Source organism: Enterobacter sp. 200527-13 (genome assembly GCF_027924865.1).
Lineage (GTDB): Bacteria > Pseudomonadota > Gammaproteobacteria > Enterobacterales > Enterobacteriaceae > Enterobacter > Enterobacter ludwigii.
In genome coordinates this window covers 347333-362987 of the sequence record NZ_BSCM01000002.1, presented here as the reverse complement: position 1 = coordinate 362987, position 15655 = coordinate 347333, and the positions used below count along the sequence as shown (strand labels likewise).

Genomic DNA, 15655 nt, shown 5'->3' with positions numbered 1-15655 from the left:
ATTGGTTTTATTATTTAATTTGTCTTTAGGAAAATTTCATTATTCATCATGTAAGGATCGGAATATTCTCTGTTATACCAATATTTTTCATCTTGTTATCAAATCATTAACAAACTAATGATTTTTTGCAATGTGACGTATTTATTTGATTTGAAATATGTTTTTGTTATTCCTTTCAATGCACCACTTTTGATTTGTATCAAAAAGCTAAAACAGTTTAAATTACCTAAAATTGCGATAATTATAGATTTTTATTTTAAAAATGTTATTTAAATGGTTTTATGTTTTTATTTAAGCGATCTCGTCATGAATGATTATGAGAAAAATCCTAACGACGGAGGGTTTTTTTGTCATTCGATTGGTTGTCCTGAAACATAATTCAAATAATACTTTTTCGGCGCGGTAAATCCCGTTCGCATTTAAATGGAGCTTCCAGGTTATTTATTAAATGGCACCTGGCAGTACGTTTGTTCTCAGGAGATGAAAATGAAAAAATTATTACTGGTGGCCTCTCTGGTTTCTGTATTTGCTGCTGCAAATGCTATGGCTGATGTTACGGCATCTGCCACCGCATCATGGGATGCAACGGCAACGAAAGATACAACCAGCCTGCTGGTCGTGACCCCATTGAACTCGCTGACGTTCCAGTATGCAGAGGGCCTGAATGGGTTTAACACTCAGGATGGCGCTTTTGATGTGACGATTCAGGGACAGGAAAGTGCAACTGATTTTGAACTGACTGCTCAGGTCATCAGCAATACGCTGACCAATGCAAGCGGTGATGCATCTACCCTGAATGTGGGCGTGGCATGGAATGGTCAGGCGCTGTCTAACTCTGCCGAAACCGTTCTGGTGAATGCGGCTTCCACTTCAGGTCTGGAAAGCCTGCTGGCCGATGGCGCCTATAACGGCGCTGAGCGTGTAAGCGATCAGTCCAGCTTCAAATTCTCCATCGCTTCAGCGACTTCTGACGGTTCGACTGCTGTAACTGACTATTCTGCGCTGCCGGATGGTTACTGGACGGGTGACGTAAAAGTTCAGTTCAATGCAACCTGGACCACTCCAGCGTAATGAATATTAATTCGGGAGAGGCTCTCTCCCGAATTTCGCAGGAATGCACTGATGAAGAAATATTTGCCACTCGCAGCGCTGGCAGGGATGGTCGTATCCTTTTCCAGTCTGGCGATTAATGTGGGTGATATCACGTCGATAATGACGGCCGATCAAAACGCGTTATCAAAAGAAATTATCAACACCACTGATTCCGCCCGCTATGTGAGCGTTACCGTAAAAAGGCTCTCTTCACCGCTGCCTGACGGAACAGAAATGCAATTTGAAACGTCGGGAGAATTACTTTCTACACCGGCGAGCCTTATTTTACCCGGTGATGCGAAAGATGTTTTTCGCTTTTTCTATAAAGGGCCAGAAGATGATAAAGAACGTTATTACCGGCTGCAGTGGGTTGACGAACCCGTAAGCGAAAGCGCATCGACTAAGGCTGGCAAAGCCGCGATTGCGACGGCGTCGGCAGAAATCGGGACAATTCTGGTCGTGGCGCCACGCAAGGAACGATTCGAATATGGTCGTGACGGGGATGTCATCACGAACAAAGGCAACGTCTCGTTTCGGGTCATTGCTTACGGAGCCTGCAAAGAGGCGTCACAGGATCGGGGACGCGGGTGTCGCGAGCGTTATTACGTCATGCCAGGTACAAAAATAAGATTGCAGAAAAGCGATGTGTCAAACAGTCGCACCCGCATTGGGATTTGGCATGGCAAGCAATTTATTACAGTGAAGTAATACACGGCGTCATTTCCGGTACCAGTAATAAAAATACCGAAAAGTAAGGATGCGTATGTCTTTTAAATATCTTATAGGAGGGAGTTTATTACTCTCTTATGCGCTAACATCAGGGGTTGCGCATTCTGCACCGGTTAAGATTGGTAATTATGTTATTCCAGGGGCATTCGCGCGTTCTCTTGAACAGGGGATGACGATCCCCGTTTATATCCGCTACCAGGAGACGGATACAAAAAGCCAACAAAAAATTGCTGATGCGGTCATCTCGCTGGTTGAGGGAAATATCGTTGTAAAATCCATTATGGTTGCCGATTTGCCCAATAACGCGGTGCTTTCAGAGAAAACGCGCGAGATGGTGGAAAAAATAGGCGATGCGAAATTTATCGACAATACCTCTCTTGCCCTTTCGCGAGACGCACGGCTGAAATTAAACGTCTCCTCTTTTCATCTGGAGATGATTGTCAGCCGGGATGCCCTGACTGAAGCGGTAGTCGCCCGCAGTTCATTGCTGGGACCGTCCAGCGTTGATCGACTGTCTACTGTGCTGAATTACAACTTTGGCACCTATTACAATGACTACCGCAATGGCAGCAGCTCTCGCAGTTATTTAACCCTGGATAACACCACCTCGTTGAGAGAGCACCACCTCAATATCAATGGCTCGGTCTATGGTATTGGCGAGAGTAACCGCTCCAGCAAACTGTATCGTGCCATGTATGAGCGCGATTATGAGGGTTATCGTCTGGCGTTGGGCATGCTCGACACCTGGAACGTTCAGTCGATCGCCAGCCTCAATGCGCTGAATGGCGGCAAGATCTACGGCGTCAGCTACGGCAATAAAGGCTGTACGGTGGTTGAAAACACCTCCCTGTCCTTGATCCCAATAACCATATTTTTGCCGTCTGCCGGTGAAGTGCATGTGTTTCGTGATGGGCGCTTGTTAAGCGTTCAGAACTTCAACATGGGCAGCTACGAAATTGATACCAGCCGGTTCCCTTACGGTGTGTATGACGTCACGGTGGATGTCGTGGTAAATGGCCGGACGGTGAACACCCGCGTCAGTCGGGTGAATAAAATTTTTGCCCGCCAGCAGGCCGCAGGCCTGCATGAAGTCGCATGGCAAATTTTTGGCGGTTCACTTGATTACGACCGCGTGAGTTATAAGCGCAATCATTACCGTGATGCCGGCAGTGAACAGACCTGGATTGCGGGTGGTGCGGCCTCGTTAACCCTGGCAATGCTCTCCGGGCTCACCCTGAAAACGACAGGCTATGGGTTTGATGACAATGCCGTCAATGAAACGGACATTACCCTTAACGTCAACGAATATGTCAGTGTCGGGACACAAACGCTGGTGGCGAACGACGGAACATGGCGCAACGTCAGCAGCGCCAGTCTTAATGCTCCAGGCGGGTTTGGATCGCTGTGGGCGTCGCGGGAAGACAGCAAAATCGGTAACCGTCTGCCGGTGCAGGAGCGGGATAACTATTCGGTTGGCGCAACATTGAACCTGAGCCGGTTTATTCCGCACGGTGGCACGTTAACGGTTAGCCAGACCGAAAACCGCTATTCCGGTAATACCTACCGGAACCTGGATTACAGTACCACCCTCTATGCGGGACGGTACGCCACAGTGGGGTTACGGGCCGGGATACAGCGCTATTACTACAACAATACGAATGATGACGGACGTCAGGAACGCTATGTCAGCCTGGATTTATCGCTGCCGCTGGCCTCGTGGATGAGTGTCGGGGTTTCACGCGATCGCTACGGCGCAACACAGGGCAATATCAGCGCGCGTAAACAATTTGAGGATAGCGTCATTACGTCTGCAGGCATTTCCGCCTCGACTCGCCTGAGTGGAGAGCAGAACTACGACAACAATTACGCTGTAAATGGCAACCTGAGTTATGACACCCGCTATAACGGCGGGACGGTTTCGGTGACCCGTTCAGCGGACAACTCGACCAATATGAACTTCTCCTCTCAGGGTTCCGTTGCCTGGGCGGGCGGCGATTTTGGTCTGAGCAAAGAGCGACAGCGCTCGGGCATTATTGTGAAAACCGATCTTGTGGGTGACGGAAAGCTGGCCGCAAAAATAAATAACCGAAATTATATTCTTAGCGGCAAATCGAGCTTTATTGCACTCCCGCCTTACGCGCAATACAAGCTGGAAATTATGAATGATAAAAACTCTGAAGACAGTTTTGACATTGTCTCGGGCCGTAAACAGGCGCTTAACCTTTATCCCGGTAACGTCGGCGTGGTGTCACCTGAGGTGAAAAGCATGGTGACCGTGTTTGGCCGGGTGCGATATCCGAATGGTGAACTGGCGTCAAATACGGACATCCATAACCACATTGGCAAAACGCGTACCGACGCGAAAGGTGAGTTCGCCATTGATATTGATAAGAAGTATCCCGTTATTACCCTGGTGTCCGCCAACGGTAATATCTGCGAAGCGGATTTAGATCTGGAAAAAGCCAGGGGCGCTGCGTGGGTAGGGGATGTTAAATGTGCACCGCAAACCACGATGGCGCAGAGATAATGCTATGAAAAAAAGTGCTTCCGTTTTTATTCCGCTCCTGTTTTTGGCGGGGTTAATTCCCTTCTCCGCAAGGGCACTGACCGCCTCATCGTCAGGGGCGATCAACAACACGTTTTTATTTATCGAGAACGACATTGACGGTGAGTATTTCATTACGCCGTCCGCGTTAGATCCCCGTTTCAGCGGCTCAAATACCTGGGTTAAATACGGTACCTCCCAGGTCAGCCTCGGTTACCTGGGTTATGTCATTTGGACTGCGCCGGCCAATAATTATCAGGATATGTGGATTGATAATTCGCCCATTGATGCTCCTTTCACAGGAATACGCTGCTACCGAGGTTCGCAGTGTCCGACGACGGGCTACATTGCCGGGCAGGGGGTGGATAACAATGGTTTTTACCACGCGCAGGTTGGATCCGTGGCGGGGGTTATTGGCGGAGCGTATGGCTTTGCTTCGCTGAGCAACTCAGCCTATGAGTATTTCCGTAATATGCCGACGGGTGGCAGCGAAACCTATGTTTTTAACCGCTGCTATACCTCGGTTAACTATGATTACGCCTCAGGACAACGCTGTAAGGACCAGACAACAGGTCGCTGGAATTACATCAATTACACGTTAAACAAGCGGGGACATCTGGCGCTGGAATCAACAAGTGCCTTTCAGGAGCTGTGGATCGCCAGTGATGGAACCCCAAGCATCACAAATGATTCCGGATCCTGTGAGCTGGGTGTCGTCAGTAACGTTGATGGCGTAATTTGTAAAATGGTCAAATACAACCTTGAGCAGACACAAAATTTGACGGCATCGTTGACGTTCAGAGCGTATATCGATTCTGCTGCGTTGGGTTTTACCCCTTCCGCAACCACCGTGAAATATTCGGGAAATGGCTCGACATGGTATAACTTCAGCGCCTCGACGGCGTATTACAACGTCTTTTCGACATCTGGCCAGTATATCTATGTCTTTTTGTCGAAAACATTCCTTAAGAATCTGGTGGATGCAGGCGTCAGTATTACCAACAGCCAGCCCTTTACGTTTGCGTTTACGAATGCATTAACCCCGGAGTCAGGCTATTACCAGTTTACCCCCTCTTTGCAGCTCAATATTGTGCCGAAGGAGTATGGGATTAGCATTGTCTCATCGAATAATACGGCCTCTGCCAGTGGAAGCGGCACCATCGGAGATGACGCGCCGATTGAGATGGATTACGTCGTCACCGTATCGGGACCTCGTCAGGCTGACAGTATTACGGCCCAGGTTATCGGGGACAGCACGACAATCAACGATACCCCTTACTGCCTGTTTACGTCGGCCCAGGGGGGAATAAACGTGCCTGTCCCTGCCTATCTGCAATACAACACCGCGTCGGGAAGCCCTACTCTGGTGAGGAACAGCTGCAGTGAAAATGCCATTAGTCTGAACGATGCGTTATGGCAACAGGTGCCATGGGATGCCAACAACACGGATGATGGCAGCTTTTTCAGCACCAACTTAACGCTGCTGTTCCCGATGAATGATTCCCGCTCAGCACTGACGGTGGCTGGCGCTGACTGGGAAGGCGTGGTCAGCGCCAGTGGTGAAATCAAAGTCACCGCGAACTGGCTGGGAGTAACAAAATGATGCGCTGGCGGAAGGTCGCGGAGGGTGTGGTGGGACTCTGCATTGCGCTTTACACGCTTTCTGCCCACGCGCTGTATCTGGACTCCACGATCTATGATATCCCCGCAGAGCGGTCGTTCATTAGCAAACGTATTTACAACGACAGCCACAAACAGAATGTGTACAGCATTTCGGCGATTAAAATCGACCGTCCAGGCCCGGGTGGGGAAAAGCGTCTGCCAATAGAGGACGGTGAGTTGCTATTTACACCGCTCACGTTTTCGCTCGCCCCGGACGCCGGGGAGTATTTTAAGATCTTCTATCGCGGGCCCGAGGATGACAAAGAGCGTTACTACCGGATTCAGTTTCGCGAGATGCCGGTAACGCTGTTTGCTGAACGTCATTCAGGCAAAGCAAGTGAAGCTGTGCCCGCTATTGCATTGGATACGATACTGGTGGTCAGGCCCAGAAAGCTGACGCTAGGTTATACTCTGGATGAGCAAAAAGGGGCGCTGACAAATACCGGCAATACATTTTTCAGGATCATCGTACACAAGGGATGCCAGTCAACCGATGACGAGGCGACGATGCGCTACCTGCTGCCTGGAGAGACCTACCGAAGCAGCGCGTTAAACACTAAAAATAAAAAATTCATCGTTGCGTTGAAAAAATATATACCGATAGGGGATGGTTGTTTTAAAAATAACAGTTAAAGTTTAAAGAAACAGTTCTTATATTGCTAACTGAACTCTGGGAATATATTCTGTACTGCGTGCTGGCACTGCCGCCGATAATAAAAGAGTTCCCGGATGAAAAAGATAATCAATGATCATATTGTATACGATTCAGAGACCAGAGCGCTAAGTGTACAGAGAGAAAGAGTGGTTCTGTCCGCTGCAACGGCAAGATTACTGGAGCTCTTTATTGCGAATAACCGCAAACAATTACATCGGGATCTGATTATAGAAGAAGTGTGGGGAAGGTATGGGTTGATCCCATCAGGTCACAGTCTGAATAAAAATGTCAGTATTTTGCGCAAAACGTTAGCAGAACTGGGAATGGATAATCTGATCGCAACTATCCCCCGAGAAGGATTTGTTTTTCAGGCGCAGATCGAAAACGTAAAAGAAGATGCGTTGCCGCATAGCATCACTGCATTAACCTCCGCCACCAAACCCGGGTTAAGGCGATACGGTAAAACGATCGTTGGTGGAATGTTAGGCATCAGCCTGGTGATATCTGGCTTTGTCCTTCTGCCAAAATTATTACGAGATACCGATGGTGTCGTGCATGTACAAAAATCCGGTTCCTGTGAAATATTTACGACAGATGATAATTCAGTTGAGAAAATATCCACTTTTTTGAATTCATCCCGATGGCAGCAATTCAAATCTATCTGTAAGGGAAGAAATAAGGTCATTGTGTTTTATGATGACAATGGATTGTCTGCAGGTAATAAACTAAAGGAATCATTTTTCAGTATTTGTACGTTAGGTTCCCGGGGAGTTGCACATGCGTGCGAAAATTATGTATTTTAGTCTTGCCGTAGCGCTTGTTATCATTTTTTTGTTTTTATTTAAACGTCATGAGGTTCCGGCAGCGCTGGTATGCTCAGCGAAGAACCATCTTGTGCTCAATACGCAAAAAACAGGTATGCACATCGAAGGGGAGGTATTGCTGGTTTTCAGGATATCATCTGCTGAAGAGGGGGTATTGTCACAAGTGGGCGTGATTAATGTTAATGGGAAAAGCTACGCCATTAACCGTTCCACGATGCTTAAATTTTTAGGTAATGATAGTGACGGCTACATACGTACCCAACGGGTTTCTGTGATCAAAAATGATAATGATGATTTGCCTGATGAGATCACGGGATTAATTATGTCCCAGCAACACAACTTCTATTATAAAATAATGCATATTGCGAACAATGTGTACGGTATACGCGATTTGCGACGCACCTTGTTGGTGTGTCGGGCAGCGTAATCCTCAGAATGGGATATCGTCTTATTCTGAAATAATAACCTATGTGTCTCATTATTTATGGTTTTTTATTCTGTTAAAATCGAGTTTATTATCACTAAAGTTTGTCTGAATGTGAATATAAGCGCATAAGTTTGTACTCATTTCGGACCTCAGAATTCGCTACCGATACAGCAAGAATATTCTTATCATTTCCCCTGCGCTCAGTTTTATTGCAAGGGGGATGAGCTACTACACACTATGCAATCTAAAGGCATTTTATTTGTTTTACCTTAAGTCTATGTGAATACCAGGTCAATTGTGAATACACTTTCCTGTTCGGGAAGGCTGCGTTTTACAATGAAAACGTGATGGTGATTATTATGAATAAGAAAAAGGTCTTCCTGCTCAGTTATGACATTTATCTTTTCGCCGGGCTTAGGGCTTTTTTGCCTAATCTGGTACTGGTCGACAGTCAGACATTTATATCAGAGTCAGACCTTTCTTTTCAGCAATACAACTCCTGTCTGTTAATTGTTGATAACCGGATGCCCTTTTTCCTGGTGAAGAAATGGCTACATCGTAACAGTAGTCAGTTTATCATGGTAAACAGCGTTGTTCTCAGGGTGAGCGAAAATGAGTGTATTAATCGAGGCTATGAATATAGTTCCTCAATTGATGTAACACTGCATTATACGACCGTCATCGATATACTCACGCGTATACTGATGACCACCCCGCAACCGGAATCACGCGTAAAATCAGATGAGCTGGACGTTTTCGCGTTAACCGAATTTGAGGCAGACATGCTTAATGCCATGATGACGAAAGAGGGGCAGGCCGAATTCTGCCGGGCCAATTCATTGACCACAAAATCCCTGTATCGCTACCGGGATAAAATAACGCACAGGCTTGGTTTTAAAAATTTTATTGAATCTATAATTTTTCTTATCCGCAATGGTTTCCTGACTGAAAGAGATGTGGGGCAGAACAGTACGTTAATGCGCAAATCCACCGGGCGTAGTTATGATAATAATGATGCGGGGCGTCTGAGTCTGGCACTCAAAAATGATGAGATTTTACCTTATTATCAACCCGTTGTCGGTGCAGGTGGTGAGCTGTGCGGTATAGAGATTTTGGCCCGCTGGCCATTAGGGCATAATTACACGATTTCGCAGCGAGAATTTATTCCGCTGGCAGAAAGCTGTGGCCTGATTAACGAACTCACCAGCTATTTAATGCATAAAGTTGCCAGTGACTTAAAGCAAAAGAGCAACGGGTTAAATACACCGCTGTTTGTGGCGTTTAATGTCAGTCCAACCACGTTAAGTAACCCGGTGTTTTATTGGGAGTGCCTCAATTTTTTAGAGCTGACAGAATCGTTACCGGTGAAGCTCATGATTGAGATCACCGAAAATCAAACGCTGGCCGTGACGCCTGCAATAAAAGAACTGATCCGTTCACTGCGTAATCGCGGGGTGATGTTTGCTCTGGATGACTTTGGTACAGGATACGCGAATTTATGCTATCTGAATGAACTCGAACTGGATGTCATAAAAATTGATAAGACCTTTATCAACGCTATCCAGGCTGATAACCAACCGCTGCCGATGCTGGAATCGATTATTAATCTGGCGATGATTCTGGGGCTGCGTACCGTGGCGGAAGGGGTGGAGTACGCTTATCAGCGAGAGTGGCTTATCAGCAAACAGGTGGATTACCTGCAGGGGTATCATTTCCTGCCCCCGGTGCCGTTCGCTGATTTCCGGCGATTTGTCGAGCAAAGCCAGCCGACGACACGAGAAGCGGCATGCAAAAAGGGCAGCGTGCTGCCAGGTAAAAAGGAAAATGTGCGTTTTAACGCGCTGTAAACGACGGAAGCCCTGCGCATTTCGAGGGCTTTCGTCGGGGCTTAACGGAACATCACCTGTGCCCAGCGGGCCAGACCTGCCGTTACGGAGCCAAAGTCATCGCCACCGGCAATCGGAATACCCGGAAGCTGTTCCGCCAGCGCTTTCTTGATAAGCGGTGAGCGGGCGCTACCGCCGGTCAGGTAAATCACATCCGGCTTCTCTTTACCATTCTCCAGCGCCAGTTGCACCTGCTCGAGGATCCGCTGCAGCGGCTGGGCGAGTGCCGTTTCCAGCCCTTCCTGCGATATCGCGGTCGCCAGCTCATCACTGATAAAAGGTAATGAGACCGCGTGTTCAGCACGGTCAGAGAGGGCGATTTTGCTCTCTTCAGCGGTACGCACTACGCGATAGCTGAGACGCTGACGCCACACTTTATAGAGCAGGGCGACTTTATCCGCGTCCTGCGCGTCGCGTACCAGATCGTTCAGGAAGCGCCCGTTCGCGGTGCTGTAAAAATCACTCTGCGCCGGAACGTCGTTGATGGCGATGGCGTTCCACCAGGGCAGAATTGGCAGGGCAATGCCTTTTTCGGTTTGTCCGCCCATGCCGAGCAGCGGCATCAGGCTTTTAAATGCCAGAGCAATGTCCAGGTCGTTACCGCCTACGCGGCAGCCGCTGTGGCCCAACAGGCTGGTTTCGCGGTCACGACGCTGATGCCATTGTGGCCCCATCAGCAGTAAAGAGCAGTCGGTGGTGCCCCCGCCGATATCCACAACGAGCACGCGTTGCTCTTGCGTTAATGTGGCTTCAAAATCCAGTCCTGCCGCTACCGGCTCATACTGGAAGACCACGTCACGGAAACCGGCTCGGTGTGCGGCGCGCTCGAGGATCCCCTGCGCTTGCTGGTTAGCCTCTTCACCGCCCAGACCCTGGAAGTTGATCGGGCGACCAATAACGGCCTGCGTGATGGGATCGGGTACCTGGGTCTGCGCCTGGTTACGGATGTGCAGCATCATTGCGCACACCAGGTCTTCGAACATCGCCACCTGCTGTGGTTTTAACCCGCTGGCGCCCAGAAACGACTTCGGGGATTTAACGAAGTAAACCTCTTCCGGATCGTCAATGTAATGGCCCAGCGATGAGAGGCCAAACTGCACGCTGGAAGGGGTCACGTCGATATCTTCGTCGCGGTTAAAACTGACCGCACGGCGCAGCAGCGCCTGGGTTTCCGCCGCGGTAGCGGGAACCTGATGATGACGGAACAGCCATTCGCTGACCGCTTCGCGAGTGGGTGCGCAGAGCATTGATGGCAGCAGCGTGCTCTCTTTTTCCATCTTCAGGAGCTGTGGTTGCCCGTTTTGCATAATGGCAACCGAACAGTTTGCCGTACCGTAGTCAAATCCAATAAACACGATTAATCCCCATGCCAGTGAGAAGGGGCGAGACTTTAGCGAAATGTCTGCCTGGCGACAACAGGAATATGAAAGCAAGGCGAAACAAGGCCTTTCGGTTTATGCTGAGGGGAACAAAAAAGGAGCGATGATGTATACCCTGACCTGGCAACCCCCTTACGACTGGCAATGGATGTTTGGTTTCCTTGGCGCACGTGCGGTAGCGGGCGTAGAGACCGTCACGGACCACTATTACGAGCGCAGTTTCGCCTGTGAGGGGCATCAGGGGATATTTCGCGTTACGCCGGACAGCCAAACCCCTACGCTTACCGTGACGCTCAGCCCGGGCTTGATTCCGGTTGCGCAGACCTGCCTTGAGCGTATCGGGCGACTTTTCGATCTTGGCTGCGATCCTCAGTCGATCCGCTCGACACTGGGGGATCTGGGGGCCGCACGGCCAGGCTTACGGTTGCCGGGGGCGATGGATGCCTGGGAGCAGGGTGTGCGGGCGATACTCGGGCAACTGGTTAGCGTGGCGATGGCGGCAAAATTGGCTTCCCGCGTTGTCGCCCTGTGCGGGGAGCCGGTTGAAGACGCCCCGGGTTATCTCTGCTTCCCGACCCCGCACGCGCTGGCCGCAGCGGACCCGCTGGCGTTGAAAGCGCTTGGAATGCCGGTAAAGCGGGCGGAGTCGATCGTTCATCTGGCTCAGTCTGTGGTGGACGGGACGTTTCCGCTTTCCCCTCCTGCGGATATTGAGGCGGGAATGAAGGCCTTACAGCAGCGGCCCGGGATAGGACGCTGGACGGCAAACTACCTGGCCCTGCGCGGCTGGCAGGCGAAGGACGTTTTTCTGCCGGATGATTATCTGATTAAGCAACGTTTTGCCGGGATGACGCCTGCGCAAATTCGGCGGTACGCCCAGCGCTGGCAGCCCTGGCGCTCGTATGCGTTGCTGCACATCTGGTATACCGACGGCTGGGCGCCATCAGTTGATGGCGAAATAGCTGGTATTAAGCAGTAGATCCAACGGCTGCGGCTCGGCGATGGTGTCGCCGTAAATAAAATCAATGCCGATGCCGGAGAGCGTGTCCATCATGATGGGCTGGTTACACGGACCGGCGATGGTTTTCATGCCCAGGCGCTGGGCGTGCCCCTGAACGATCGTCACCATCATCTCATCCATCAGGTTGCCATAAACATTCGTCACCATTTCCGTATCAAGCATCAGATAATCGGCCATATTGGCGCTAAGGTGGCTAAAGACGTTCATATCGCGTCCCACCTGGCTGAGCACGACACGGCAGCCAGCATGGCGAAGCTTTTGCAGGCCCTGCTGCAGGTTCTCATCCGGGTTACATACCACGTCGGCAGCGATAACCAGATGCAACAGACGGCCCGGCATGGGGCTCTTCTCCAGCAGGTCGACAAGTTCATCAACCAGCGTGACGCTTGCTAAACCCGCTTCAGACAGCGGAAGCCCGACCCCCATGCCTTTGTGGGCGACCTGTGCGGCGGAGGTGCGGAAAAACTCGTTGAAGATACGTCTGTCAAGGGCGTGCAACAGTTCAGGCTCCGCAAGTCCGGAGCGGAACGCATGCTCTTCCTGCACTTCGCCCTGGCTGGTCCACAGGCGTAATGAAATCAGCCAGAAGTTGCAGCTTTCCGGTATCCGTGGAGACGCGACGCTGCGGGCAATCATCATCAGGTGATTGTCTTTAATCATGTGCCACTGCTCATCAAGCGACATCATGCTGCGCATGCCGTGGTCCCGTTCCTGCTGGGGTTCGTAAACCGTGACGACGCCGCGTCCGCTGTTTTTCGAGGCGTAACAGGCGATATCCGCCTGTGACATGATTTCCGAAGCCTGATGGTTATTTTCATCAATCAGAGTGATACCCGCGCTGGCGCCGATCCGGTGCAGACGTCCTTCCCACATAAAGTGATAGTCATTGATGGTGTTAATCAGGCGGCCGGTAATATAACGCGCGCTTTCGATATTGCAGTCCGGGAGCAACAACCCGAATTCGTCCCCGCCGAGACGAGCCAGCACGTCGCTGGAGCGGAGCATAGTCAACATTAATGACGAAAGCTCCCGCAGCAGAGCATCACCCGCCGCATGGCCTGCGGTGTCGTTGACGGCTTTAAAACGATCGAGATCGATAAACACCAGCGCATGACGCTGGCGTGTCTCCTGTACAGTCTGTAAGAGCCGTTTGAGGTGATTTTCGAAACTGACCCGGTTTGCGAGGTGGGTGAGGGCATCGTGCGAGGCACTGTAACTGAGCTGACGCAGCATTTTGCGCGATTCCGTCACGTCCTGAATCACGATCACGGAGCCAATGTTTTGCCCGTCCAGCGTACTGAGCGGGGTGATGCTGTAGTGGATATCGTAGTTGCCGCCGGTACGGCAGTTCAGCACCACGTCCTGGTCTATATCGGAACGGGACATATCGCCGCTGTGAATATTCTCCATCAGCGGTCCCTTTTCACCAAAGGTGATGTGCAACACTTTCAGGACAGGCTGCCCGATAGCCTCGGTCTGCAGCCAGCCGCTCATCTTCTCGGCAACCGGGTTCATAAAGGTGACATTCATGTCGATATCGGTACACAACACCGCTTCGCCGATGGAATCGAGGGTAATGTGCAAACGCTCTTTTTCCTGGAACAGCGCTTCGTTGAGTTGCTTCACCTCGGTCATGTCCATGTTGATGCCGAGCAGGCGTTCGACTTCACCCTGTTTGTTCAGTACCCGGTTCGCCAGAGAGCGTATATGGCGCACGCCTTCTTTAACACGAATGCGGAACTCAAGCTTAAACGGCAAACGTGAAATGAGGGAATCCCGGAGCACCTTTTCAGCGTGAGCGCGGTCTTCCGGGAGCATCGTTTCGTGCCAGAGCTGCCAGGTGGGCTTGATGTGCGGTGGGATCTCATACAGCTCAAACATCCGCTTATCCCAGCTGATAATGTCTGGCTCTAGATCCCACTCCCAGATGCCGATACCGCCCGCTTCGTTGGCGAGGGTGATGCGCTCCATCAGGCGTTTATTGACCCACTCGGTCTGCTTCAGGTCGTTAATATCTTCAATCTGGGCGATAAAATAGAGCGGTGAACCGTCGGTGTGGCGCACCACGGAGACGGCAAGCAGGGCCCAGACCACTTCACCATTGCGGGTGTAGTAACGCTTCTCAAGGGTGTAGGTGTTGATGTCGCCGTTGACCAGCTGCTCCAGCTGTTCGAGATCGGTATTCAAATCTTCCGGCCAGGTTAACTGTTGGAAGGTGAGGGCCTGAAGCTCCGTCTGGCTGTATCCCAGGAAGTTACACAGGGCTTTATTGGCCTGAAGCCACTGCCCCTCAATGCTGACCAGCGCCATGCCGATGGCGGAATACTCCATTGCGTTACGAAAACGCGCTTCACTTTCGGTGATATGTTTGCGTTCGGCGCGAAAGGCATACATCACCATGGTCATAATATTGGCCGGCAACAGCATCATCAAAAAGGGCAGCCAGGGCGCGTTTAGCGTCACCAGCAGGTTTTGCGGCGTCATGGATGCAGGGTTACGCGTCATGATCAGCGAGACCATCATCACGGTGACCAGAAACACCAGAAACGCCTCCATTCGTGGCAGGCGCACTGCGCTCCACATAAGCAGAACGATAACGCAGGTGAAGGGCCACGGCAGCCAGGTAATCGCCATCCAACTGAGAGCTAGCGTCACGGCCATGGTGGCGAGCGTTTCCAGCAGCAATTTTGGGTTGCGGTGACGCAGCAGATAATGTGGTTTAAACAGTAACCCTAACGGCACCAGCGCCAGCGCACCAATGGCTTCTGATAACACCCAGACGAGGAAATTACGCAGCGGCTCCGGACCCGGCACCAGAAGATACACCAGCACCCCGCCAACCAGCGGTGGCACCAGCGCACTGCCGATGGACAGACGGATCCAGTCATTCAGATTCTGCAGGGGGTTATACCACGGGAGCAGTTTACGCAGTAACACCGCGCCAATCACGGCTTCAACCACGTTGATAGCGGTATAGGTCGGGTTGATCGACGACCAGGAGAAAAGCATCCACGCGGCCAGGATATTGCCAAACGAGCAGGCCAGGGCGATACCCGGCCACATCTTTCCTGCATGGCGGTAAAAGGCCACCATCATGATGGCGGTAGGGAACCAGAGCGGGGCGAGCAGGGTGCCGAAGCGGGTCAGCTCCAGCGAAAATAAGGTAAAGATAAAGGTGACCAGGCCCAGACAGACAAGTCGCAATAAAGGATGTGGGGTGGTAACCAAAACCCGCTGGTATTGTTTATTCATTACCGCTTTATCCAGAGACGCCATGCCGTCAGGAGAGAAGTCCGGACGAGTGAATTTGATAATTTGGTTTATGCTAGTACAAACAATTTACAATTCATATGGCGACTGCTCATAATTTGACATCATAGACTTATTAAATAGTTACTCGGTAAAAAATCCCCGACAAACGCTGAAAAAACGTGC

General features: G+C 50.7%; 11 protein-coding genes. 9 read left to right on the top strand and 2 right to left on the bottom strand.

Annotated elements, in window-relative coordinates:
• Positions 1-486 precede the first annotated feature (486 nt).
• The 8 genes from QMG44_RS10980 (at position 487) to QMG44_RS10945 (ending at position 9781) form a co-directional block, all read left to right on the top strand.
• A complete protein-coding gene (locus QMG44_RS10980) occupies positions 487-1071 on the top strand; it encodes a common pilus major fimbrillin subunit EcpA (RefSeq protein WP_020883247.1) in 585 nt (194 codons plus the stop codon).
• 51 nt (positions 1072-1122) lie between these two features.
• Positions 1123-1800 (top strand): hypothetical protein, encoded by a 678-nt coding sequence (locus tag QMG44_RS10975; protein WP_014170844.1) that lies wholly within the window; start codon positions 1123-1125, stop codon positions 1798-1800.
• Between the two features lie 55 nt (positions 1801-1855).
• Positions 1856-4348: a TcfC E-set like domain-containing protein gene (locus QMG44_RS10970; RefSeq protein ID WP_086532305.1), complete on the top strand. Its 2493-nt coding sequence runs from the start codon at positions 1856-1858 to the stop codon at positions 4346-4348.
• A gap of 4 nt (positions 4349-4352) precedes the next feature.
• The gene (locus tag QMG44_RS10965) at positions 4353-5969 is read left to right on the top strand and encodes a fimbrial protein (protein WP_165764049.1); all 1617 of its coding nucleotides are present in this window, start codon (positions 4353-4355) and stop codon (positions 5967-5969) included.
• Positions 5966-6661 (top strand): fimbrial protein, encoded by a 696-nt coding sequence (locus tag QMG44_RS10960; RefSeq protein ID WP_032680624.1) that lies wholly within the window; start codon positions 5966-5968, stop codon positions 6659-6661. Before QMG44_RS10965 ends, QMG44_RS10960 begins: the two co-directional genes overlap by 4 nt.
• Before the next feature lie 96 nt (positions 6662-6757).
• A complete protein-coding gene (locus QMG44_RS10955) occupies positions 6758-7486 on the top strand; it encodes a winged helix-turn-helix domain-containing protein (RefSeq protein WP_063156627.1) in 729 nt (242 codons plus the stop codon).
• Positions 7461-7934: a hypothetical protein gene (locus QMG44_RS10950; RefSeq protein ID WP_281853081.1), complete on the top strand. Its 474-nt coding sequence runs from the start codon at positions 7461-7463 to the stop codon at positions 7932-7934. The genes QMG44_RS10955 and QMG44_RS10950 overlap by 26 nt, the downstream gene beginning before the upstream one ends.
• A 359-nt stretch (positions 7935-8293) precedes the next feature.
• A complete protein-coding gene (locus tag QMG44_RS10945) occupies positions 8294-9781 on the top strand; it encodes an EAL domain-containing protein (protein ID WP_232937511.1) in 1488 nt (495 codons plus the stop codon).
• 41 nt (positions 9782-9822) lie between these two features.
• On the opposite strand, the gene yegD is transcribed toward QMG44_RS10945, so the two are convergent.
• On the bottom strand, positions 9823-11175 hold the full coding sequence (gene yegD, locus QMG44_RS10940) for a molecular chaperone (protein WP_020883253.1): 1353 nt from the start codon (positions 11173-11175) through the stop codon (positions 9823-9825).
• 130 nt (positions 11176-11305) lie between these two features.
• Between yegD and alkA the strand changes: the two genes are divergently transcribed.
• A complete protein-coding gene (gene alkA / locus QMG44_RS10935) occupies positions 11306-12178 on the top strand; it encodes a DNA-3-methyladenine glycosylase 2 (RefSeq protein WP_086532920.1) in 873 nt (290 codons plus the stop codon).
• Here alkA and QMG44_RS10930 read toward each other — a convergent pair.
• Positions 12143-15472, bottom strand: a complete 3330-nt coding sequence (locus tag QMG44_RS10930) for a diguanylate cyclase (protein WP_086532919.1) — start codon at positions 15470-15472, stop codon at positions 12143-12145. The genes alkA and QMG44_RS10930 overlap by 36 nt on opposite strands.
• Between the last annotated feature and the right edge of the window lie 183 nt (positions 15473-15655).